General features: G+C 64.2%; 22 protein-coding genes and 1 tRNA gene. 4 read left to right on the top strand and 19 right to left on the bottom strand.

Annotated elements, in window-relative coordinates:
* The 9 genes from gabT to C4K38_RS00970 form a co-directional block, all read right to left on the bottom strand.
* Positions 1-1,278: a 4-aminobutyrate--2-oxoglutarate transaminase gene (gabT, locus tag C4K38_RS01010; protein WP_009041624.1), complete on the bottom strand. Its 1,278-nt coding sequence runs from the start codon at positions 1,276-1,278 to the stop codon at positions 1-3.
* 186 nt (positions 1,279-1,464) lie between these two features.
* A complete protein-coding gene (gene gabD, locus C4K38_RS01005) occupies positions 1,465-2,907 on the bottom strand; it encodes an NADP-dependent succinate-semialdehyde dehydrogenase (protein WP_053276932.1) in 1,443 nt (480 codons plus the stop codon).
* Between the two features lie 463 nt (positions 2,908-3,370).
* A complete protein-coding gene (locus C4K38_RS01000) occupies positions 3,371-3,682 on the bottom strand; it encodes a RebB family R body protein (protein WP_025808521.1) in 312 nt (103 codons plus the stop codon).
* Between the two features lie 50 nt (positions 3,683-3,732).
* Positions 3,733-4,047, bottom strand: coding sequence for a RebB family R body protein (locus C4K38_RS00995; RefSeq protein ID WP_009041621.1), 315 nt, complete (start codon positions 4,045-4,047; stop codon positions 3,733-3,735).
* An 85-nt stretch (positions 4,048-4,132) separates the two neighbouring features.
* Positions 4,133-4,597: a hypothetical protein gene (locus C4K38_RS00990; protein ID WP_053276950.1), complete on the bottom strand. Its 465-nt coding sequence runs from the start codon at positions 4,595-4,597 to the stop codon at positions 4,133-4,135.
* Between the two features lie 93 nt (positions 4,598-4,690).
* Entirely contained in the window at positions 4,691-5,398 is a 708-nt protein-coding gene (locus tag C4K38_RS00985) for a hypothetical protein (RefSeq protein ID WP_053276931.1), read from the bottom strand.
* An 18-nt stretch (positions 5,399-5,416) separates the two neighbouring features.
* The gene (locus tag C4K38_RS00980) at positions 5,417-5,644 is read right to left on the bottom strand and encodes a RebB family R body protein (RefSeq protein ID WP_023969933.1); all 228 of its coding nucleotides are present in this window, start codon (positions 5,642-5,644) and stop codon (positions 5,417-5,419) included.
* Positions 5,645-5,763: 119 nt separating this feature from the next.
* A complete protein-coding gene (locus tag C4K38_RS00975; RefSeq protein ID WP_172833162.1) occupies positions 5,764-6,294 on the bottom strand; it encodes an RNA polymerase sigma factor in 531 nt (176 codons plus the stop codon).
* Positions 6,295-6,383: 89 nt separating this feature from the next.
* Positions 6,384-7,097 (bottom strand): Crp/Fnr family transcriptional regulator, encoded by a 714-nt coding sequence (locus C4K38_RS00970; protein ID WP_053276929.1) that lies wholly within the window; start codon positions 7,095-7,097, stop codon positions 6,384-6,386.
* A 234-nt stretch (positions 7,098-7,331) separates the two neighbouring features.
* On the opposite strand from C4K38_RS00970, the gene C4K38_RS00965 reads away from it, so the two are divergent.
* The 3 genes from C4K38_RS00965 (at position 7,332) to C4K38_RS00955 (ending at position 8,839) form a co-directional block, all read left to right on the top strand.
* Positions 7,332-7,408 (top strand) — tRNA-Arg (locus tag C4K38_RS00965).
* A gap of 119 nt (positions 7,409-7,527) precedes the next feature.
* Complete coding sequence (locus tag C4K38_RS00960) at positions 7,528-8,391, top strand: hypothetical protein (protein ID WP_053276928.1); 864 nt, start codon at positions 7,528-7,530, stop codon at positions 8,389-8,391.
* Positions 8,375-8,839 (top strand): hypothetical protein, encoded by a 465-nt coding sequence (locus tag C4K38_RS00955; protein WP_053276927.1) that lies wholly within the window; start codon positions 8,375-8,377, stop codon positions 8,837-8,839. Before C4K38_RS00960 ends, C4K38_RS00955 begins: the two co-directional genes overlap by 17 nt.
* Before the next feature lie 101 nt (positions 8,840-8,940).
* On the opposite strand, the gene C4K38_RS00950 is transcribed toward C4K38_RS00955, so the two are convergent.
* Complete coding sequence (locus C4K38_RS00950; RefSeq protein ID WP_053276926.1) at positions 8,941-9,198, bottom strand: hypothetical protein; 258 nt, start codon at positions 9,196-9,198, stop codon at positions 8,941-8,943.
* Positions 9,199-9,533: 335 nt separating this feature from the next.
* On the opposite strand from C4K38_RS00950, the gene C4K38_RS00945 reads away from it, so the two are divergent.
* A complete protein-coding gene (locus C4K38_RS00945; protein ID WP_053276925.1) occupies positions 9,534-10,085 on the top strand; it encodes a hypothetical protein in 552 nt (183 codons plus the stop codon).
* Positions 10,086-10,097: 12 nt separating this feature from the next.
* On the opposite strand, the gene C4K38_RS00940 is transcribed toward C4K38_RS00945, so the two are convergent.
* From C4K38_RS00940 to pgaA, 9 genes are all read right to left on the bottom strand, one after another.
* Positions 10,098-10,289, bottom strand: coding sequence for a hypothetical protein (locus C4K38_RS00940; protein ID WP_053276924.1), 192 nt, complete (start codon positions 10,287-10,289; stop codon positions 10,098-10,100).
* An 82-nt stretch (positions 10,290-10,371) separates the two neighbouring features.
* Complete coding sequence (locus C4K38_RS00935; RefSeq protein WP_053276923.1) at positions 10,372-11,091, bottom strand: hypothetical protein; 720 nt, start codon at positions 11,089-11,091, stop codon at positions 10,372-10,374.
* On the bottom strand, positions 11,088-11,669 hold the full coding sequence (locus C4K38_RS00930; RefSeq protein ID WP_053276949.1) for an RNA polymerase sigma factor: 582 nt from the start codon (positions 11,667-11,669) through the stop codon (positions 11,088-11,090). Before C4K38_RS00930 ends, C4K38_RS00935 begins: the two co-directional genes overlap by 4 nt.
* 37 nt (positions 11,670-11,706) lie before the next feature.
* Entirely contained in the window at positions 11,707-13,458 is a 1,752-nt protein-coding gene (locus tag C4K38_RS00925; protein ID WP_053276922.1) for a vWA domain-containing protein, read from the bottom strand.
* A 90-nt stretch (positions 13,459-13,548) separates the two neighbouring features.
* Entirely contained in the window at positions 13,549-14,109 is a 561-nt protein-coding gene (locus tag C4K38_RS00920) for a YbhB/YbcL family Raf kinase inhibitor-like protein (RefSeq protein WP_053276921.1), read from the bottom strand.
* A gap of 231 nt (positions 14,110-14,340) precedes the next feature.
* Positions 14,341-14,817: a poly-beta-1,6-N-acetyl-D-glucosamine biosynthesis protein PgaD gene (gene pgaD / locus C4K38_RS00915; protein ID WP_053276920.1), complete on the bottom strand. Its 477-nt coding sequence runs from the start codon at positions 14,815-14,817 to the stop codon at positions 14,341-14,343.
* Positions 14,817-16,166, bottom strand: a complete 1,350-nt coding sequence (gene pgaC, locus C4K38_RS00910; protein WP_053276919.1) for a poly-beta-1,6-N-acetyl-D-glucosamine synthase — start codon at positions 16,164-16,166, stop codon at positions 14,817-14,819. The genes pgaD and pgaC overlap by 1 nt, the downstream gene beginning before the upstream one ends.
* A 3-nt stretch (positions 16,167-16,169) precedes the next feature.
* Complete coding sequence (gene pgaB, locus C4K38_RS00905; protein ID WP_053276918.1) at positions 16,170-18,167, bottom strand: poly-beta-1,6-N-acetyl-D-glucosamine N-deacetylase PgaB; 1,998 nt, start codon at positions 18,165-18,167, stop codon at positions 16,170-16,172.
* 12 nt (positions 18,168-18,179) lie between these two features.
* On the bottom strand, positions 18,180-20,657 hold the full coding sequence (pgaA, locus tag C4K38_RS00900; protein ID WP_053276917.1) for a poly-beta-1,6 N-acetyl-D-glucosamine export porin PgaA: 2,478 nt from the start codon (positions 20,655-20,657) through the stop codon (positions 18,180-18,182).
* Between the last annotated feature and the right edge of the window lie 199 nt (positions 20,658-20,856).

Below are 20,856 nucleotides of genomic sequence, written 5' to 3'. Positions count from 1 at the left end.
TCAGAGTTCGGAGAAGCACTCTTCGATGATCGCCAGGCCCTTGTCCAGCTGCTCGTCCGGCGAGGTCAGCGGAACCAGCACGCGCAGGACGTTGCCGTAGGTGCCGCAGGACAGCAGGATCAGGCCCTTGTCGCGCGCCTTGGCAACAACCTGTGCCACGGCAGCGGCGTTCGGCTTGTGGCTGTCGCCGTTCTCGAACAGCTCGACCGCGATCATCGCGCCCAGGGCACGCACGTCGCCGATCACCGGATACTTGGCCTGGATGGCCTTGAGGCCGGTCACCAGACGCTCGCCGACCGCCTTGCAACGGTCCAGCAGGTGCTCTTCCTCGAACACTTCCATCACGGCCAGGGCCGCGGCGCAAGCGATCGGGCTACCGGCGTAGGTGCCGCCCAGGCCGCCTGGCGCGATGGCGTCCATGTATTCGGCCTTGCCGCAGACACCGGCCAGCGGGAAGCCGCCAGCGATGGACTTGGCGAAGGTGGTCAGGTCGGCGGCAACGCCCATCTGCTCCATGGCGAAGAAGGTGCCGGTACGGCCAGCGCCAGTCTGCACTTCGTCGGCGATCAGCAGGATGCCGTGCTGGTCGCACAGGGCACGCAGACGCTTCATGAACTCTTTAGGCGCGACGTAGAAACCGCCTTCACCCTGTACCGGCTCGATGATGATCGCGGCGATGTCACGTGGCTCGGCATCGTTCTTGAAGATGCGCTCGATGCTGGCGATCGAATCGTCGATGCTCACACCGTGCAGCTCGTTCGGGTACAGCGCGCGGAAGATGCCGCCTGGCATCAGGCCCATGCCGGCCGAGTAAGGCACGACCTTGCCGGTCAGGCCCAGGGTCATCATGGTGCGGCCGTGGTAGGCGCCGGTGAAGGCGATCACGCCGGCGCGGCCAGTGGCGGCACGGGCGATCTTCACCGAGTTTTCCACGGCTTCGGAACCGGTGGTCACCAGCAGGGTTTTCTTGGCGAAATCGCCAGGCACCTTGGCGTTCACTTTTTCGCACAGTTCCACGTAAGGCTCGTAGGCCAGGACCTGGAAGCAAGTGTGGGTCAGCTTGTTCAGCTGCTCGGTCACCGCAGCGACGACTTTCGGGTGCAGGTGGCCGGTGTTGAGCACGGCGATACCGCCGGCGAAGTCGATGAACTCGCGACCTTCAACGTCGGTTACCGTGGCGTTCTTCGCGGAATCGGCGAAGATCGGGTGAATCTGGCCAACACCGCGCGGTACGGCGGCTTCACGGCGTTTCATCAGGGATGCGTTGGTCTTGCTCATAGTGTCCTCATTCGCCGCTCATCGGTCGGCGTGGTTCAAGGATGACGTGGCGGGGAGGCAACCGCGGCAGCATGCGATGATCGACTGCCCCGGCTATCCCGGCCACTACTGAAATATCGTTTACAACACGCCAGGGGACAGCGCTCTCGTGCCCCTGGCGTTTAAAACCATGCCTTGGCGCGGGTATCAGATGCCCAGGCAGAGGTATTTGATTTCCAGGTAATCCTCGATGCCGTACTTGGAGCCTTCACGGCCCAGGCCCGAAGCCTTGATGCCGCCGAACGGCGCGACCTCGTTGGAGATCAACCCGGTGTTGACGCCGACCATGCCGTATTCCAGGGCTTCGGCCACACGGAACACACGACCCAGGTCGCGAGCGTAGAAGTACGAGGCCAGGCCGAACTCGGTGTCGTTGGACATGGCGATCACTTCGGCTTCGTCCTTGAAACGGAACAGCGGCGCCAGCGGACCGAAGGTTTCTTCCTTGGCCACGGCCGCGTCTTTCGACACGTTGACCAGGATGGTCGGCTCGAAGAAGTTGCCTTCCATCGGCTTGCCGCCGGCCAGCAGGGTCGCGCCTTTGCCCAGGGCGTCGGCGATGTGTTCCTGGACCTTGGCCACGGCTTTTTCGTCGATCAGCGGGCCGGTGGTGGTGCCTTCGTCCAGACCGTTGCCGATCTTCAGCTTGGCCACCGCGGCCTTGAGCTTCTCGGCGAAGGCGTCGTAGACCGAATCCTGGATGTACAGGCGGTTGGCGCAGACGCAGGTCTGACCGTTGTTGCGGTACTTGGAGATGATCGCGCCTTCGACGGCCTTATCCAGGTCCGCGTCGTCGAACACGATAAACGGAGCGTTACCGCCCAGCTCCAGGGAAACCTTCTTGATGTCCTTGGCGCATTCGGCCATCAGCTGGCGACCGATTTCGGTCGAGCCGGTGAAGGACAGCTTGCGCACGATCGGGTTGCTGGTCAGCTCGCCACCGATGTCGCCAGCGCTGCCGGTCACCACGCTCAGCACGCCTTTCGGGATGCCGGCACGGTGTGCCAGCTCGACCAGGGCCAGGGCCGAGAACGGGGTCTGCGAAGCTGGCTTGATCACCATGGTGCAGCCAGCGGCCAGGGCCGGGCCGGCTTTACGGGTGATCATCGCCGCCGGGAAGTTCCACGGGGTGATGGCCGCGGTCACGCCGATCGGCTGCTTGATCACGATCAGGCGCTTGTCCGGCTGGTGGCCGGGAATCACGTCGCCGTAGATGCGCTTGGCTTCTTCGGCGAACCATTCGATGAAGGAGGCGGCGTAGGCGATTTCGCCCTTGGCTTCGGCCAGTGGCTTGCCCTGCTCCAGGGTCATCAGGCGACCGAGGTCGTCCTGGTTTTCGATCAGCAGCTCATACCAGCGACGCAGCTTGGTCGCCCGCTCCTTGGCGGTCAGCGCGCGCCAGGCCGGCAGGGCCTTGTCGGCGGCTTCGATGGCGCGGCGAGTTTCAGCCGCGCCCATCTTCGGCACGGTGCCGAGGATTTCGCCCGTTGCCGGGTTGTTCACTTTGATGGTCTGGCCGTTATCCGCGTCGACCCAAGCCCCATCGATGAAGGCTTGCTGGCGGAACAACTGGGCGTCTTTAAGCTGCATGTCGGTTTCCTTAACAGCACCGCGCGGGGCGGAGCGAATTGTGATTGTTGAAAGGCGCCTTGACAGGCTGCCGTCAGGAAAAACTGTTACCGGGCTCAAGCACAGAAATAGCGCCTATCAGAATAGACGGGCGGGTCGGCTCTCAGACAAGAGCGTTTGAAATCTCAAACGAATCCTAGGGTCAACCGGGGGACAGGGCAATAGGCTGTTCGAAAAAAAGAACGAAAACGCCGCTTTGGCAGAGTCTTTCGGATCAACGACACCGCCCCGGCGGATGGGGGCAGACGCCCCCTGCAGGAGCGAGCTTAGCTTGCTCGCGATAAAGAACACCCTCCAATACCGATGTTGACCGTCAGGCCACCATCGCGAGTAAGCGCGCTCCTACAAAGGGGTTGGGCTTGTGTTGCCCAAACGCAAAAAACCCCGCAGCCGGAAGGCTGCGGGGTTTTCTCGGGGCCAGGCCTTAAGTGAACGACTTGAGGATCGTCAGCAGGCTGGCGAGGTTGTCGCCGACACCGCCCTGGGCCATTTTCTCGGTGGCCGCCGCGCCCGCGGTGGTGTTGACGCTGTAGATCTGCATCACGCCCTGGTTGGTCGCCGCCTGGGCCAGGGTGTTTTGCTGTTGCTGGGCCGAGACCGAGTTCTGGAACAGGATCGCTACGGATTGCCCCAGGGACTGGTAGATGGTGCCCATCGACATGGCCGGCGCTTCGGCCACCACCTTGACGTTGGTTTGGGTAACGGCGTCGGTGATTTGCGGACTGACTGTACTCATAGATGAAACTCCTTATTAAGAAAGAACAACTTCCGTTAGCGCTCGCCCGATCAAGGGTTGAACGATTTGAGGACCGTCAGCAGGCTGGTCAGGTTGTCGGCCACGCCGCCCTGAGCAACTTTTTCGGTAGCCGCCGCGCCTGCGGTGGTATCGACGCTGTAGATCTGCATCACGCCCTGGTTGGTGGCGGCCTGGGCCAGGGTATTTTGCTGCTGCTGGGCGGACACAGCGTTCTGGAACAGAATCGCCGTCGCCTGGCCCATGGACTGGTAGATGGTGCTCATCGCCATCGCTGGAGATTCGGCCACCACTTTGACGTTGGTCTGGGTGACCGCGTCGGTAATTTGCTCGTTGACTAATGGCATGGTTCAACTTCCTTTGTTTAGTACACGGCGGGTTCCGTGTTAACCAATGAACGTGGCAAAACCCAGGCTGTGAACGAGCAAATGCTCAATGGTCCTCCGGCGCGTCGCCTGCCTGGTCGATACGGGAAAGCACTGCCTCGACCTGCTGCACCAGCCCCAGCATCCGTGCTTGCACGGCTTCCTCGACGGTCTGGCGGATCAGCTGGTTCTGCGCGCTGCTGAGCATCCGCACAGGCTCCTCCTGCGCATCGATAACCGTTGCCTGTTGCTTGGCCGCCAGCCACTGGCGGATCACCGCTTCGCGCTGCTGGGGACTGCCCAGCAGGCTGCTTTCGCTGACCCTGGCCTGCTCCATCAACTCGCGGGTGCGTTGTCTCTCGTTCTCGATCAGGTGCTGGGTCTGGTTGAGCACCCGCTCCATGACACCCGTGCGCGGCTCGCTGCGCATCCAGGCCTCGAGAATCTGCTTTTCACCCGCGGACAGGCTCAGGTTGAGCGCATCGGCCAATTGATAAAGACTCGCTAGCGAGTCGGAATTTTCCTGGGGCATCTCGGCCTCCTCCTTGCTCATTAAAGAACGTGCTGCTGCCCAGTCCCGGAGGGGTTCCGGGACTGGGCGCTCATGACGCCAGGACGGCGTGAATCAGGACGGCGGCGCGCCGCGATTGGCCAGGGTGTTGCTGTACTTGGCGATGCTCTCGTCAATCTTGTCGATGGCTATGCCCGCCGCTGTCGCCTCCAGGGCGCCGGCCGCGGCGGCAACAGCGGCGGCCGCCCCCACCAGCAGGTCAGTGGCCAGGGCGCCCAAGGCGTCCTCGGCGGCTTTTTCGGGATGGTTTTCGACGATGTTTTTCGTCATCTGCTCGAGCAATACCGCCTGGGCCGCCAGCGCCAGCTTGCTGACCCCGTCGAAATAGCCCGCCGCCGATTGCGCGACCAGGCCGGCGGCCTGGCTGATCATCATGTCCGGGGCGATGGCGATCTGTGCCGGGGCATAGCTGAAGGTCTGCGCGTTGGTGAACTCCACCGCCTCGACGATCTGGCTGTTCAGCGCATCGGTGCTGCCGGTCGGCGGCGCCGCGACCTGGACCATCATGTGGTCGTTCATGCGGTCCATCACCGTGCGCGGCGACTTGGCGGGAGTGCTGGGTGGCGGGGAGGTGCCCCTTGTAGTGGGATCAGCAACCTGGGGCCCCGCAGCCGTAGGCTCGGCGGTTTCGGGAGTGCTCGGCTTGGGATTGTTTGGCTCGGTATCGCTTGGCTTGGGATCGGTCGCCTCGGGGTCGGTCGCCGGCGTGGCGTCAGTCTCCGGCTCGGCGGCGACAGCAGGTTTTTTCTTGAACCAGAACATGAGGTATCTCCCCAGGCGTCAGGCCTTCTCGCCGATCTGCATGATCAGCGACACCGCCTTGGAGATCACCGCATTGGAGATCTGATTCAACGCCTGCTGGCTGTTGACCGCATTCTGCAGGGACAGCCCCGCCGAATGACTGGCCACCTGGTACAGCGAGGCAATGGCCTGGGCCGGCGCCTCGGCCACCACCTTGACGTTGGTTTGCGTTACAGCGTCGGTAATCTGGCTGTTGACCTCTGGCATACATCTCTCCTTGATGGAAGACGCCAGCGCAGGCGCGCTGGCGGTGAACTCGTCGACGGTTTCAGGTGCTCATGAAACAAGAACGCCTGACACCCGTCGCTGTGAATGCAAAAGCGCTTTCAGCGCAGCGCCGCCCGCAGCAACTGCACGCGCTTGCGCACCAGGGGCTGGGTAATGCCCAGCTCGGCGGCGATCTGCGGGTATGGCAACTCCTCGACAAAACGCATTTCAAACAACCGCCGCTGGAGCAACGGCAACTGCTCCACGCGATTGCCCAACTGCAGCAGTCGTTCGAGCTGCTCGGTGCACTCGAACACCGATCGGCAAGGCGCGGCAAGCAAGGCCTGGTGATCGTGCTCAAGGTCGATCGAATGATCGAACAGCTGCCCTTCACGCTTGCTGCGGCGCAGGCTGTCGAGAAAGACGTGGTCCAGCACCAGAAACAGAAAGCCCTGCGGCTCTCGGATGCGTTCCGGGGAACGCCTGAAGAACAGCAGGGCTTTGACGGCCGTGTTGGACAGCCACTCCTGGGCCAGGGCCAGGTTGCCCCTGGCTCGCCGGTTGGCCTGGCGCATCAGCTCGGGGTACACCGCTCGCCAGCTTGCCTCGAACAACTGGTCGACCGCCGCCACTTCACGAAAAGATCCCATCGCCAGCACTCCCTGTGCATTCCTTGATGAGCCGACAGTCTCTGATCGCGCACCAGGCGTTCGCTGTTACCTGGGGAACAGTTGGAAAATTAATTCAGCGAGTAGGCCTTGCGCCGCAGATGCTCGACATCGTTGATCACCAGCCGACCGCTCTGGCAGCTGATCACCCCCGAACGCCGCCACAGCTGCAACTGGACATTCAGCTTCGGCCGGCTGGTGTTGAGCATCGAGGCGAGGATGCCCTGGTTGCGCGGAACCGACGCACAGGTCACCGGGACCAGCTCGAAGTCATCGATATTGGCCAGCAGAAACCGCGCCAACCGCGATTCCAGGCGGTGCAGGCAAACCAGTTCAAGCAACTCCAGAATCTTCATCAGGCGCGTCATCAGCAGCATCACGACCCGCTGCCAGAACAGCGGTTCCTCGTACAACGCCCTGAAATGCCGCTGCCCCAACAGCAGCACCCGGGTCGGTCCACAGGCGAAGGCCGAGTTTTCCCGGGCGTGCCCCTCGATCAGCGCCGACTCGCCCACCACCTGGCCGACACCGGCGCTGCCGACAATCTGCTCGCGCCCGTCGGGGCCATGAATCACCGAATACACTTGGCCCTCGACCACCAGCGCGATGAAGTCCAGCGCCTCGCTCTTGAGGTAGAGCACCTCCCGGTCACTCAAGGTGCGCTCCACCGCATGGGTGGCGACATAACGAATCAGATTATCCGGCAACCCCCTGAACAGATCGGAGCGTGCCAGCAGGGTTTGACGCAACGAGAGATCGAGCATTACCACGCCTTTTGAATGCATGCGGTCGCCTTGACTGGCAGGAAATCGCTGCGCGGGCGCGCAGCGGGTTAGAGCGCGTGAAGCCATAGAGCAAAGCAAACAAAGGGACGTCTGGTAGGGGGACTTGTGAATAGGGCGAAGGGGCTTTCGGGTATCGAAAAGGACAAGATAAACAACGAGGCGACGACCAATCATCACGCGAAAAAAAACCGCATGGACGCCCCAAGCCGACATGGGTATGATGTCGCCCGCACTGCACTCGTAGCTCAGCTGGATAGAGTACTGCCCTCCGAAGGCAGGGGTCGTGGGTTCGAATCCCGCCGAGTGCGCCAGCTAGAAACGCAAAAGCCCCAGGTCGCATGGCCTGGGGCTTTTTCGTTTCCATCCGTTGAGTCGATCGAAGAATCACCGAGGCGTGTGCCGACCCACGCCTTGCGGACAGGAGGTCCCGATGCTGCGCCATCCTTTGCTCAACCAGCCCTACCAGCCGGACCTGCGCGCCTGGATCGGTTGTTTCATCGGCTATGACATGCCCCCGGCCCTGGATGCCGAGCTGAGCCGCTACGACCCCAACGACCCCAATGATCGCGAACACCTGATCCGCCATTACTGCCTGGCGCGCTTCAACGCCAGGGAGAACTTCCGTCACCGACAGCGGTTGGTGGAGGTCCTGCAAGCGGCCCTGGACGACCCTGGCTTCGACTTCGAGGAGGTTTGGGAGCCCATTGAGGACGACTACGAATACGATCAATGGCCCGCCGGCTGGCCGGCGCAGATCGACGACAGCCGGGACTTCTTTCAACGCCTGCTCCTGGCGGCCCGGCAGCTGTGGCACGACGACCTGGTCCGCGCCCGGTTGCCGTCCCTGGCCGAATGCCGGGCGATCCCGGCGCGGGATCGCGGCTCCCGCGACTGGCTGTTCAGCGTCGATAATCCCCAAGCCTGGAAAGCCGTATTCGATGTAGCGGCCACGCCCTACGACCTGTACACCCCTGGCCCACAGTTCCAGGGCGAGCAACTGAGTTTGCAGTTGGCGGGCTCATTGCCGCGCCAGTCCCTGCCATCCACCTGGCCGGCCAGCCAGGCACTGACCCACTGCCGCCTGGACCTGAAGATCCAGGGCATCAGCGAACTGCACGTCAGCGGCACCCGTTTCGATGGGCGTATGCACACCCAGCTCACACGCTTGCAGCCTGGTTATTACCTGCGCCTGGACATCGGCTTCGACTGCGTCATCGAATGCGTGGCGCAGTCCGTCGGCATCGCCAATGTCCAAGGCTCACGAGAGGAAGAGCGGCATGATCAGCAACTTTGAACGGGCCCTGGCGCGCCAGGAAATACCGCAGTTCTTTCGTGGCCAGGGCGAGTACCTGACCCGGGACGGCGATTGGGACGAGCACCTGTTCTGCATCAACTGGCCCGGGATATTCGCCTACCTGCGCGATAACGCCGACGGCGAGCAACAGTTGAGCGCCAGCTTCGAGCTGTATGTGTACAGCATCGAGGAAAGCTTCGAGGACTGCTTCGGCCTGCGGGAAAACCTGTTCGGCTACTACTCGACCCGGACCCGCTGGGCGCCCGCCAGCGCCGACCTGCTGGCGCAGCTGCCAGCCCCTTGCCGACGACGGATAGTCCAGCGCCTGAGCTGGTATCGCTGGCAGCTGGAGAACCACGCCCGGCTGCTGCCGGAACGGGCCCGGCGCATGGCCGAAGACGGTGCTGCCGCCGAACTCATCAACCTGCCCGCTTCGCCCTATGCTTGAACGCGCCTGCCGCCGGTTGTCGATCATTCAAAGATATTTTTGCTCCCGTCAGCTGAAATTGATCGAAGGGCTGTGCAAGAAGCCCTTCGTGAAACTCAAGTTCAATTAACACCTCGTCGCGCCACCTCCAATAAATCCACCCCTTCCCTGAGCAGCAAGTATGCCGCGTGGGTCAGCCGATAAAGATCACCATCCTCGATGCCCTTGATCGTCACCGAGGTGAGGCTTTCCAAAAGGTCCGTCCCTGCCTTGATACGGGCATGGGCGCAATCAAGCACGGAGGCTACAGGGGCGTGGCTATCAATCAGCGTTACCTGGCAATCGGGGTGATTGGTATTGAAGGGGAGGTACTGGCTCATAAGTCATTCCTGTTTGGCGAACAGCGCGATCAAGTCCAAAAATCCGCTAGCTGATTCAGCTACAACGGGTCACGAACAAACACCTAACTTAAAAGCCGGATCGCCAAATCCGGTCGCTGATTTTTCAGCAACAGGGAAACTATAGGGATTGAGGCTTGGGAGGAGCAAAGCGGATTGGCTGCATTCGCTGTGAGGCATTTCGCTTCTTGCTGAAGCCTTTTCTCTCCGAAAACCCTTTAGGTGTCTCCAATCTTTTTTGCGATGATGCCTGCGCGCTGCCCGCTACCGAGCGGATACCCGCCTTTTCTCGCCAGACTCATGGAAGACCCCACACGATGAATATCTCGAACCTTTCCGGCAATACCGCGCCATCTCACCAGGCGCGTTATTACTACGGGCCCAACTACAAGAAAATGACCCTGGCGGGCCTGGTCTTCGGCGGACTTTCGTTGTTCGCGGTGTTCGGTACACCCAGCGAGAACAACAGCGTGATCCGGCTGATAGAAGCCCTGGGGCTCAATGGGCATCTGGTCATGCAACTGCTTGGCGTCGTGGGCGTGGCCATGACCATCGCAGTCGCGGGTGCGCTGATCTTCCTGCGCGGTGCCGGCAATCGTTATGTGGTGCTGACGGACAAGAAGCTGGTCGCCCCGGTCAGCAACTTCAGTTCGAAGATCCGCGAAATTCGCCTGATCAATATTTCGGACGTCGAGTTGGTGGAAGTCTTCAACCAGCGTTTCATCCGCGTCCGGCACAGCGACGGCAAGATGGAACTGGTGGAGAACATGTTCAAGAACCAGGAGCTGTTCTACGACTGCTACAAGGCGATCGCCCTGGCCATCGAGGCCAAGGGCCAGAACGTGAAACGCGCGCCCGCCCGCAAGTAAAGGCGCCGGGCGTCAGTCTGGCGTCTGCCGCTGCTGCGTCGATTCATCCTGATCCGCGGCAGGCTGGGCCTGCTGCAGGTCTTCATCTTCTTCGTCGGCCTCGAGCAGAAAGTCCTTGCGACTCTCCTTGATGGCCTGGCGGATATCCGCGCCCTTGGTCGGGCAATTCAGCAGTGCAGCGATACGGTCGATGCGTGGCGCCATGGCCAGCCTCTCACTTTCAGGAAACTGGCTCGATAGTGCGCGTTTTCCGGGTGCCAGGCCATTACTTGCGCGCGTTTTACCCTCAGGGTTGCTGCAAAGCCCGCAGCCGGGCGTCGATGTCCTCATGGGGGAAACGCTGTTTCAGGGCGCTGATGTACTGGTCGGCGACCTTGTCCTGGCCGGTCTGGCGCAGGTGCAGCACATCGCGCAGGGCGTCGTCGAGGATCGACTCCGGCGTGTCGCGCTCGACCTGCTCCTTGCCCGGAAACGACGCCAGGTGCCCCAGGGACTCATAAGGCCCGGCGGCGAAGGCTTCGGTATCCCGTGTCAGCGGCAGGCCCGCCACGGGTGCAGCGGGAGCGGGCGCCGACAAGGCACCTGTGGCATGTGGCGTGGCGGCCAGTTCGAAGCGGTTCGATTCTTCCAGGCTTGATTCGGCGCGGGCCGACTCTGCGGAGGCTGGAGCGGATTCGGCCTGGCGACGCGCCAGCTGGGGAGCAGCGGCCTTGGCCATGGGCGCCGGGGCCAGCACCTGGCGGGGCGCAGGCTCTGGAGTGCGCTGCAACACGCCCAGCAGCAGGGTCACGCCGAACAGGCCGGCGAACGCCACTTGCCAGCGCGGCTGACGGCACAGATCGAACCAGCGTTGCCACAGGGAAGGCTTGGGGGTCGGGGCTTCGCGGCGGGCCGTGGCCATGATCAGGGCGTCGAGGCTGGCCGGCGGTTCGCCGTGGCTGTGCTGGCGAATGTGCTCGAGCATGCGCTCTTCTTCGGTAGGGGGAAGCTGTCGGGCGTCAGTCATGTCAGTACCTCCTCGGCCAGGAGCCGACGCAGTTTTTTCAGCGCATAACGGAAGCGGCTTTTCACCGTTTCCAGCGGCGTATCGGTAAGGCTGGCGATCTGCGGCAACTCCAGTTCGCCGTGGGCGCGCAGCAGGAACACCTCGCGCTGGTCGGCGGGCAGATCCTGCAAGGCGGCGTCGATGCGTTGCCGTTCACGGCTCAGGCTCAGGTGTTGTTCCGGGCCGCTGGCGTCATCGGCCAGGTCGTGCAACTGCTCGTCGTAGCTGTCGTGCAGCGGGTTGCGCAGGCCGTGCTTGCGCCAGTGGTCGATCAGGCGGTTGCGGGCGATCTGGTACAGCCAGGTGCGAAAGCTGGCCCAGCCCTGTGGCGCGCTGGTGGTGCGGATCAGGCTGAGCCAGGTGTCCTGATAGACCTCGTCGGCCAGCTCGGCCTTGTCGCACAGGCTCAGTAGAAACCGGTACAACCCCTGGCGATGCCGCTGGTAGAGGACCTCGAAGGCCGCACTGTCACCCGCGCGATAACGCGCCAGCAGCGTTTCGTCGCTGCTGGCGGGTCCTGACCGGTTCACCGCGGGCATGGTCGTGCTGAACTCCTTCTGGTGGTGGGTCATGACGTTATTCACGGCGGCTCAAGGCCTCCCCGGAACGTCCCGGTTGATCCGCCGGAGCGGCAGTTTGCAGGCTCTGCGCCAGTTCCACCAGTTGCACGAACTCGCCGCGCAGGCCGAAACGGTCTTCGCCCTTGGCGCCGCGGGCCAGGGCGACGGTGTCCTTGAGGCCGAAGTCGCCGGTGTAACGACCGTCCTTGAGCTGCTGGGCGAACGCCGCCACGGCTGCGGCAAATCTTAGATCATCGCTGGCCTGAATGAGTTTGCCGTGCTGCCGCGAAGCCAGGATCGGCCGCTCGATCAGCCGGCTATTGCCGCCCTGCGGTGCCTGGTAGCGTACCCGCAGCATGGCCAGCTCGTCGTCCTTGATGTTCGATTCCGACGACGCCTGGGCCTGGCCATAACGCAGCGGCTCCAGCCAGCCCTGCTCACCCTTGGGCACGATTTCATACAGCGCGGTGACCGTATGCCCGGCCCCGATCTCGCCGGCATCGACCTTGTCGTTGTTGAAGTCCTCGCGTTTCAGCGCGCGGTTCTCATAGCCCAGCAGGCGGTATTCGCTGACCTGGGCCGGGTTGAATTCCACCTGCAGCTTCACGTCCTTGGCCACCACCGCCAGGGTCGAGCCGAGCTGGTCCACCAGGACCTTGCGCGCCTCGCGCAGGTTGTCGATGTAGGCATAGTTGCCATCGCCGGCGTCGGCCAGTTGCTCCATCAGGTGTTCGTTGTAGTTGTCCACGCCAAAGCCGAGGGTGGTCAGGGACACCCCGCTTTTACGCTGCTCGACGGCCATCTGCTTGAGGCGGTCGAAGTCGCTGATGCCGACGTTGAAGTCACCGTCGGTGGCCAGCAGGATGCGGTTGATGCCGTTCTTGATGAAGCCCTGGCGGGCCATCTGATACGCCAGTTGGATGCCCGAGGCGCCGGCGGTGGAACCGCCCGCCGTCAGTTGCTCGATGGCGTTGCGGATCTTCGCCTTGTCCCGCCCGGAAGTGGGCTCCAGCACCACCCGCGATTCACCGGCATAGACCACCAGCGACACCCGGTCCTGCTCGCGCAGTTGATCCACCAGCAGCTTGAGGGTGCTTTGCACCAGTGGCAGGCCCTCGCGGCGATCCATGGAGCCGGACACGTCCACCAGGAACACCAGGTTGGCCGGCGCCAGCTCGGCCACCGCGCGATCCGAAGCCTTGATGCCGATGCGCAGCAGGCGAGTGTGGGGGTTCCAGGGCGACGGCGCGATCTCGGTGGTCACGCCAAACGGCGAACCATCGCCGGGCAGGGCGTAATCGTAGGGGAAGTAGTTGACCAGTTCTTCCAGGCGCACCGCGCCTTGCGGCGGCAGGCTGCCCTGGTTGAGCAGGCGCCGAACGTTGGCGTAGGCACCGGTATCGACGTCGACGCTGAAGGTCGAGACCGGGGCCTGCGCCACGCTCTGGATCGGGTTGTCCGGCAGGTTCTGGTATTGCTCCCGTGGCTCGGCGCGATAGCCGGCGGGCAGCGATTCGCGCGTCATCATCGAAGTGGGCATGGACGCCGGGGCGAGCGTCTTGGCGTTGTTGTATCCGGCCAGGATCACATCGGCGCGCTGGGCCTCGCTCGGCGAGGGCACGGCGGCCTGCGGTGCTACCGTTTCCTGGACGGGCAAGGCACCGCCCCGGGTATCCGGCGCGGACGGGCCGCAACCGGCCATGGCCAACAGCAACCCGGCGGCGCAACCTTGAACGACAGGGCGAAGGTAGTACGGAGGAAGGAACATGGGGGCTGACCTCGGGAGAAATTGATCCATTCCCCCCTTCAGACGAAGCCCCTGGGCGATTCGGGTTAAGCCCCGGAAAAAATTTTTCCCTTAGCGCAGGTAGCGCCGCACCACGCTGCTGTTACGCAGCACGTGGCCGTTGATCTTTTCCAGCAGTTGGGCGCGGGTCAGGCCGGCCGGCAAGGCGTCGGGCGCCAGCTCCAGGGCATAGATCTGGATGATGTAGTGGTGCGCGCTGTCGCCCACCGGCGGGCAGGGCCCGACGTAGGTGGTGGTGCCTTTGCTGTTGGTGCCGCCCAGCCCGTCCAGGGTGCCCTTGGCCCCCACGCCGGCGGCGATCTGCCGGGTCGTGGCCTTGATCCCGTAATGCACCCAGTGATCCACGCCCTGGCCTTTGGCGCCGTCCGGGTCGTGCATCACGATGGCGTAGCTGCGGGTGCCTTCGGGGCCGGCGGTCCAGGCCAGGGCCGGCGACTGGTTATGCCCGCCGCAGCCCTTGGCATCGCTGGCGCTGGCCGGGGTGAACAGGCGGTTGTCCGAGACACCCGGCACGTTCAGGGTGAAACGCTCCTGGGCCTGGGCCGGCAACTGCAGGCACAGCAGGACGGCGCTGGCGGCCAGCCAGGTATTGAGAGAGGCAAAACGGGACATACGCGAGCACCTTCTGCGAATGGGTTCATCGGAGCTTGGAAACAGGAGCCTGGAGACTATAGCTGCGCGGCGAAGCGTCGCGCTTGAGCGATATTGCCGTTGATTGAGCTTGAGCCGCAGCCGCTTGTAAACGAAAAAACCCCGGATTTTTTCAGCTCCGGGGCTTTTTTCGACGACCGCCGGGATTTTTACCCGGCCGCCCTGACCCGCCACCTTCAATCGGCAACTGAATCACCGCTCCACGGAATCCGCCAGCAACTGCGCATGCGGCGGGCGTTCGGCGTTGAGACGGAAGAAGCCGGTAGTGACAAGGCTGATGCCGCCCTCCTCGTCGTTGTGCACCGTCATGGTTCCGGGCTGGCGCATGCGCGCAAAGTTGGCGGCGCTGAGCTTGAAGCTTTCGCTCAGGCGCCGGTCGTCCACCGCCGGCGACGGCAGGCGGCGCCGGGCAAAACCCTTGCTCTTGCGCTGCTGGTAACGCGCCCAGAGGATCAGCACGGCGGCGTTGAGCAGGGCCACCCACAGGTAGATCTGCAAGGTGCCCAGCGCCTCGAGCACGCCGACTTCGATACGCGGGCCGTCGTGGGTGTCGATCAACGGCCACAGGCCACGCGCCAGCAGGTACAGCAGGCCAATCCAGGCCAGCACGGTGAACGCCGCATCGACGAGCACCAGCACTGGGCGTTGACGGGTTCTGATGATTTTCATCAGCGAGCCTCCTCTTCATCATCTATAGGCTTGATGCCACGGTCGGGGCTGACCCAGCGCGCACGCTTCTGGTGTTGGCTGAACAGCACCTTGGGGAAACTGACAAGCGTGGTGAACAGGCTGACGAGCCAGAACACCAGGGGGTACCAGACCACCCAGAACATGGTCTTGCCCAAACCCTTTTCGTACCGGCGATCGATCAGGATGCTGACCGCGAACTGCAGCAGGCAGACCATCGCCAGCACCAGCCCGGTAAAGGCCGGCGGCATCAGGCGGTCGACGGCGATGGCTTCGGGCATGACGATGAACTTGCCGACGCCCCAGAAGATCACCGACAGCAGGAAGGTGAACGCCCAGCCGGTGGACAGGCAGTATTCGAACAGCAGCGGCCACAGGTAGCGGTGGCGCCATTGCCAGATCCCGCGGATGTTCTTGAACAGCACCTCGGCGCCGCCCTGGGCCCAGCGCAGGCGCTGCTTCCACAGGCCGTGCAGGGTTTCCGGCATGAGGATCCAGCACAGCGCCCGTGGCTCGTAGAAGATGCTCCAGTGATCGAGCTGCAGCTTCCAGCTGATGTCGATGTCTTCGGTGATCATGTCCGGGCTCCAGTAGCCGACCCGGTGCAGGGCCGAGCGGCGGAAGGCGACAATCACCCCGGAGACCGTGAAGATCCGCCCGAACACGCGCTGGGTGCGCTTGATCAGGCCGATGATCGAAGAGAACTCGCCCACCTGGACCCGGCCCACCAGGGTCGAGCGGGTGCGGATCCGCGGGTTGCCGGTCACCGCGCCCAGGCGCGAATTCTCCAGCAGCGGCGCCACCAGATAGGCCGCGGTGTTCGGCGCCAGCAGCGCGTCACCGTCGATGCACACCAGGTATTCGCTGCGCGCTGCCACGGCGCCCATGCGCAGGGCCACGGCCTTGCCCTGGTTTTGGGCCAGGTGCACCACCCGCAGCCGCGGATCTTCCAGCGCCAGGGCGTCCAGCACTTGCGCGGTGTTGTCCTTGGAGCCGTCGTTGATCGCGATGACTTCGATGTTCGGGTAGTGCTGGGCCAGCGCCGCGTGGATGGTGTCCGCGGCGTTGTCGCCCTCGTTGTAGCAAGGGATCAGGATGCTGATCAGCGGCTCGCCTGCAAGCGCCGGCGGCAAGGTGTCGTCCTTCCAGGGCCAGTGGCGTTCCCAGTGCAGCCAGAAGTACAGGCCGCCGGCGATCCACAGGCCGGACATGAACAGCGGATAGAAGAACACGAAGTCCATCAGGAACTGGCCGGTCACCAGGAAGATCAGGCCCAGCGGCACACCGAGGACAATCGCCAGAACGAGCAGGGCTAGCAGTCGATCCAACATGATTTAAGGATTCCACTTGGTGGAGAGCGCGGGACGGATGGTCTTCAGGTCCGGCGAGTTCTCGAGAAAGTTATCCGGGTAGTAGCCGAAACTGGTTGCGCCCTGGCGCTTGAGTCGGCCCATCCAGTCGGCCATCTGCACGGCGTCGATATCGCTCGCCGGTTTTTGCGCCCAGTCCCGGGCCTGCAGTTCGAAGACAGTACGGTTGAGCGCGCCGGGGCGTGCCTTGACCGTGGCCACCAATTGCTCCAGCCAGGCGCCGGAAGCCTTGCGCTGCTGGCCCTCCATCAACGGCATGGCCATCGGCGCGGTCCAGTCGTAGTTGGCGAGGAAGTCGTCGAGGTTCTGGGCGAACCAGGCTTCGCTCTGCGGGTTGAGCATCGGCTCGGCGAACAGGTTGCGCGCGGTCAGCACCTGCGGCCCGCGGATCGCCTTGACCTTGGCAGTCAGCTCATGGGTGAAGTCGATCAGGTAGCGGCTCTTGAAGCGGCTCCAGCGCTGCAGGGTCGCCGGATCGGCGCGCAAGGCGGCGATCGAACCGGGCAGGCCGTTGGCGGCGTAGGTGCGCAGCGCTGCGGGGCTGGCGTCTTCAAAATCGGAGAGCACCGCGTCGTCGTGGTAGAGGATGCCGTCCACCGAGGTCAGGCGCGCCACGTCTTCGTAGATCTCACCGATGATGCGCCGCACCTTCGGGTCGAACGGCGACAGGCGCCGGTACTGGTCAGGGTCGGCCGCGACCTGGCCGGTTTCCGGGTCCCAGCGGGTCACGCGGGGCAGGCTCGGGTCGAGGGCGAAACTCAGCACCGGCATCCAGGCGAACACCTTGACGTTGGCCCGGGTGCGCAGTTGCCAGGCGACCCGGTCGAAGATGTCGGCGCGCACCGGCAGGTGGCGGTTGGCGAAATACAGCGAGTGCACCAGGCCATCGCCCTTGGGGTCGGCGAAGGCTTGCAGGAACACGGTATTCACGCCCAGGTCGGCCATGCGCTGGACCAGCTTGCCGAGGTTGATTTCCTGCTGCTGCGGGTCCGGGTCGTAGACGTTATCCAGGTCGACATGGGCCACGCGCATGGCGTTGTTGGCTTCGACGCCGACGATGCTGTTGGAGAAGTGGATGCCGTCCGGGTCCGACGACACCAGGAACCGCGGGCTGCTCATCAGGTTGTCGAGGGTATCGAGGCCGTCGTCGAGGGTCAGGGCCATGTCGTAGCCCTGCTCGCCCACCACCCGCAGCGCGGTGCCGTCGGCGGCGCCGTATGGCCAGACCCAGACACGCGGGCTGTAGCCGGTGGCGGCGCGGATTTTTTTCGAGATCCCCGCCACGTCGCTGCGCAGGCGCGCCTCGAACTCGGCCTCGCTTTCATAGCGCCCGCTGCTGGCGTCATAACGCCGGGTGGCGGCGGCCGGTTGCAGGTTGCCCTGGGGGTTGGCCAGCACGCCTTTGTGGTTGGCGTCGGTGTGGGCGGCGATTTCCACCAGGCCGGAACGGGAGATCTCGCGGACCTGCTGCCAGGTCAGGAAGTCCGAGCGCTGGCGCGGGGTGCCGGCAAAATCCACCGGCTGGTTCAGCGGGGTGTCGACCCACGCCCCCACCGGCGCCAGCAGGGCATGCCAGTTGTAGCTGCGCAGCACCGGCAGCACGCGGGTATAGAAGCTCGCATAACCGTCGTCGAAGCTCAGCAGCACGGCCTTGGCCGGCAGCTCGGGGCCGCCTTTGCGCGCCGCCATGATCTGGTCCACGGTGACCGGCTGGTAGCCGTTCTCGCGCAGCCAGGCCAATTGCTCGATCAAGCGTTCGGTGCGCACGGCCACCACCGCCTGGTCGGGGTCGCGGTCTTCGACGTCGTGGTAGGCAATGCCCAGCACGTGGTTTTTCGGCCACGGGGTTTCGTTGGCGGGCACGGGGCGCTGCGCCGGCGGCAGGAAGTCCGCGGCGGGCTGGGCGCAGGCGCTGAGAATCAGGGCTCCCAGCAGGAGGATGCAACGGGTCATCGGAGGCATCTTCGGACTCTTCTAGAAGCGATAGGTAAGGTCGAGGAGCAGGCGCAGGTCGGTTTCCCGGTCGCCGTCGTAAGGCCGGTTGAGCACGCTCAGGGCGGCGCCGGCTTCGAACACGTCGTTCCAGGTCACGCGCTGGCCATAACTGAGCAGGCCGATCGCCCCGGTGGAGTAATCGCGCTGGCTGTAGGTACCGGCGCCCACCTGGAACTGCTGGCTCCAGGAGGTTTCGTAGCGGTGATAGAGCACGTGGTTGACGTTCACCGTGGGCAGGACCGTGAAGTCCGACTTGGGGTTGAAGTAGGGCGTGTCTTCCTTGCTGTTGCGGCTGGCGCCGAGTTCCAGGCCCAGGTCGACCTGCACGTGCGGCGTGGCGTAGACGCCCTCGCGACCGGTGAGCAGGGCCTCGAGACGGTTGTTGCCATCGCTGAAGTGCGAGGGGCTCAGGGCCAGCCGCCATTCACGGCTCTCGTTGGCCCGCCAGCGCAGGAACGCACTGCCGCCATTGGCGTAGATGTTGCTGTTGAGCGCCCGCAGCGGGGTATTGGCCGAGAGGTATTCCAGGCTGCCGCCGTACTGCCAGTGATCGTCGATGTCGCGGGCCAGGGACAGCCGCGCGCCCTGCTTGTCGTCGAAGCCGTAGGAGTGGTTGGAGACTTCCGCTTCCAGGGTCATGTCGCGGGTCCGGCGTTCCACGCCGATACGCTGCCAGCGGTGGTGCCCGGTGCCTTCCTGGAAGTCGCCGGTGGCATAGCCGAGGCCGCCGAACAGCCGCCAGTCTTCATCGATCGGCGGGCTGTAGAGCACCGTCTCGATGCCGAAATCCTTGCTGCCGGAGACCGCGCCGGCACCGTTGTTGCCGCCGCCGTAGCTCTTGCCGCCATAGGTCTCGACCCGCAGCTCGGCCATGTCGTGCACTTGGCGCTGGCGGGCCAGGCGCTGCACTTGGCGGTTGTCGGGATAACGCTGCACCACGTCGTCGGTCAGGGCATCGAGCTGACGCCATTCCTGCAGGTCCTGGGCGGTGTGGCCCTGGGCAACTTCGAGGCCGACATCGCGCGGCGCCATGCTCTCGGTTTCCTTGAGCAGGCCCTCGGCGCGACGCGGCCAGTCCCGGGCCTGGTACAGGTTGGCCTGGGCCACGCGCAGGCCGATATTGCCCGGCGCCTGGTCCACCAGGCTGGCCAGGCGCTGCTCGCTGCCCGGCAGGTCGGCGCTGTAGGTGCCGGACTGCGCGGCGAGCTGCTGGGCGTCCATCCATTCATCGTTGGGGTTGCCCACCGGCAGGCCCTTGAGCTCGACCCGCGGTTTCTGATTCTTGGCCAGGTCGTCGGCGACCTGTTGCGCTTCCTGCGGGCGATCGCTTTCCAGCAGCGCGTAATACAGCGCGGTGCTGTCTTCGACGCGGTCGCTGACATCGGCATCCGGCGCCGCCAGCACCTGGCGATAGAGGTCGCTGGCGATCTCCGGCTGGCGCTGGTCCAGGTAGGAAGCCGCCACCCAACGCCGGGCGTAGGTGGGGATGGCCACGTCTTCGGCGGTCAGCTTGTGGTATTGGTCAATCACTTGGGCGGTGCGCGCCCGGGCCTTGAGCGCGCCCATGCGGTCGATGCGCCAGCGGGTCACGTCGTCCTTGGCCGCCGGGTCCGGGGTCCAGGTGGCGAGCAACTGGTCGTAATCGGCCAGGGCGCGGTCGGCGATGACATAACGCTCTTTCTCGCTGCGGCTGGCCAGCTCGGCCAGGCGCACGCGCTCGGCGGCCAGGTCGCCTTGCAGACGACGCTCAATCACCGGATCGATCAGCCCCGGACGCTGGCGCGCCAGGCGCAAGGCCGGTTCCGGCAGGCGTGCCCGTTGCAGGGCGAATACGTATTCGCGGGCGACTTCCGGTCGGGTGCCGGCGCGGATGAACGCCTGGTCGAACTCGAACAACGCGTCATACGGCGAACCGGCGCGGGTCAAGGCATAGCCCAAGGCCAGGCGGCGGGTGGCATCGTCAGGCTTGGCCGCCACCAGTTCGCGGGCACGGCGCACGGCCTCCTCAGGCTTGCCGGCATCAGCCTGGGTCAGGGCCAGGCCCAGTTGCAGGTCGGGGCTCTGTGGGTCGCGTTCGAGGGCCAGGCGGTACACCTGGATCGCCGAGTCCCAGCGCTGCAGATTGCGGTAGGCACGGGCGGTGGCGGTCAGCGCCTGGATCGGCAGCACCCGGCCACGGGCCTGGGTTTCATAGACATTCACTACTTCGGTGTCGAGGCCGGCCCAGCTGGCGATCTGCAGGTGGTCGCTGACCAGCCCGGTGCTCAGGCGGTCGGCCGGCACCTGGCGCAAATGGGTCAGGGCTGGCGCATAGCTGCCGGCGCGGGCGTCGAGAATCAGGCGGTCGTACGCCGGGTCGGCGAGGGCCAGGGTCGGCCACAGCAATTGGCTGCATAACGCCAGGCGAAACAGCGGTCGCAAACCATAAAGGCGAACGGGGTGAACAATGGGCGGCATTTCTTCAGCGTCCTTACATGGCTAGCCGGGGTCTTGTGTCCCCCCGCCTGATACGTGCCAGGAAGCCGAATCAGATGACTCGGCCAGATTGGGGCGGAGTCTTCCACGCAAGGCTGATGCAGATGCGCAAATGCAATATTTCTTCAGATTCGTTTTTGCCAGAATCCGCGAACGACGTGGCCTGTAGCCATGTTCAAGG

This window comes from Pseudomonas chlororaphis subsp. piscium (genome assembly GCF_003850345.1).
GTDB classification, from domain to species: domain Bacteria; phylum Pseudomonadota; class Gammaproteobacteria; order Pseudomonadales; family Pseudomonadaceae; genus Aquipseudomonas; species Aquipseudomonas piscium.
The sequence above is the reverse complement of the archived record's forward strand: the minus strand, read 5'-3'. Positions and strand labels throughout refer to the sequence as shown.

Excerpts from the sequence above, each read along its gene's own strand:
- gabT (WP_009041624.1), bottom strand. The coding sequence starts at position 1,278 with ATGAGCAAGACCAACGCATCCCTGATGAAACGCCGTGAAGCCGCCGTA.
- gabD (WP_053276932.1), bottom strand. The coding sequence starts at position 2,907 with ATGCAGCTTAAAGACGCCCAGTTGTTCCGCCAGCAAGCCTTCATCGAT.
- C4K38_RS01000 (WP_025808521.1), bottom strand. The coding sequence starts at position 3,682 with ATGAGTACAGTCAGTCCGCAAATCACCGACGCCGTTACCCAAACCAAC.
- C4K38_RS00995 (WP_009041621.1), bottom strand. The coding sequence starts at position 4,047 with ATGCCATTAGTCAACGAGCAAATTACCGACGCGGTCACCCAGACCAAC.
- C4K38_RS00990 (WP_053276950.1), bottom strand. The coding sequence starts at position 4,597 with ATGCCCCAGGAAAATTCCGACTCGCTAGCGAGTCTTTATCAATTGGCC.
- C4K38_RS00985 (WP_053276931.1), bottom strand. The coding sequence starts at position 5,398 with ATGTTCTGGTTCAAGAAAAAACCTGCTGTCGCCGCCGAGCCGGAGACT.
- C4K38_RS00980 (WP_023969933.1), bottom strand. The coding sequence starts at position 5,644 with ATGCCAGAGGTCAACAGCCAGATTACCGACGCTGTAACGCAAACCAAC.
- C4K38_RS00975 (WP_172833162.1), bottom strand. The coding sequence starts at position 6,294 with ATGGGATCTTTTCGTGAAGTGGCGGCGGTCGACCAGTTGTTCGAGGCA.
- C4K38_RS00970 (WP_053276929.1), bottom strand. The coding sequence starts at position 7,097 with ATGCATTCAAAAGGCGTGGTAATGCTCGATCTCTCGTTGCGTCAAACC.
- C4K38_RS00960 (WP_053276928.1), top strand. The coding sequence starts at position 7,528 with ATGCTGCGCCATCCTTTGCTCAACCAGCCCTACCAGCCGGACCTGCGC.
- C4K38_RS00955 (WP_053276927.1), top strand. The coding sequence starts at position 8,375 with ATGATCAGCAACTTTGAACGGGCCCTGGCGCGCCAGGAAATACCGCAG.
- C4K38_RS00950 (WP_053276926.1), bottom strand. The coding sequence starts at position 9,198 with ATGAGCCAGTACCTCCCCTTCAATACCAATCACCCCGATTGCCAGGTA.
- C4K38_RS00945 (WP_053276925.1), top strand. The coding sequence starts at position 9,534 with ATGAATATCTCGAACCTTTCCGGCAATACCGCGCCATCTCACCAGGCG.
- C4K38_RS00940 (WP_053276924.1), bottom strand. The coding sequence starts at position 10,289 with ATGGCGCCACGCATCGACCGTATCGCTGCACTGCTGAATTGCCCGACC.
- C4K38_RS00935 (WP_053276923.1), bottom strand. The coding sequence starts at position 11,091 with ATGACTGACGCCCGACAGCTTCCCCCTACCGAAGAAGAGCGCATGCTC.
- C4K38_RS00930 (WP_053276949.1), bottom strand. The coding sequence starts at position 11,669 with ATGCCCGCGGTGAACCGGTCAGGACCCGCCAGCAGCGACGAAACGCTG.
- C4K38_RS00925 (WP_053276922.1), bottom strand. The coding sequence starts at position 13,458 with ATGTTCCTTCCTCCGTACTACCTTCGCCCTGTCGTTCAAGGTTGCGCC.
- C4K38_RS00920 (WP_053276921.1), bottom strand. The coding sequence starts at position 14,109 with ATGTCCCGTTTTGCCTCTCTCAATACCTGGCTGGCCGCCAGCGCCGTC.
- pgaD (WP_053276920.1), bottom strand. The coding sequence starts at position 14,817 with ATGAAAATCATCAGAACCCGTCAACGCCCAGTGCTGGTGCTCGTCGAT.
- pgaC (WP_053276919.1), bottom strand. The coding sequence starts at position 16,166 with ATGTTGGATCGACTGCTAGCCCTGCTCGTTCTGGCGATTGTCCTCGGT.
- pgaB (WP_053276918.1), bottom strand. The coding sequence starts at position 18,167 with ATGCCTCCGATGACCCGTTGCATCCTCCTGCTGGGAGCCCTGATTCTC.
- pgaA (WP_053276917.1), bottom strand. The coding sequence starts at position 20,657 with ATGCCGCCCATTGTTCACCCCGTTCGCCTTTATGGTTTGCGACCGCTG.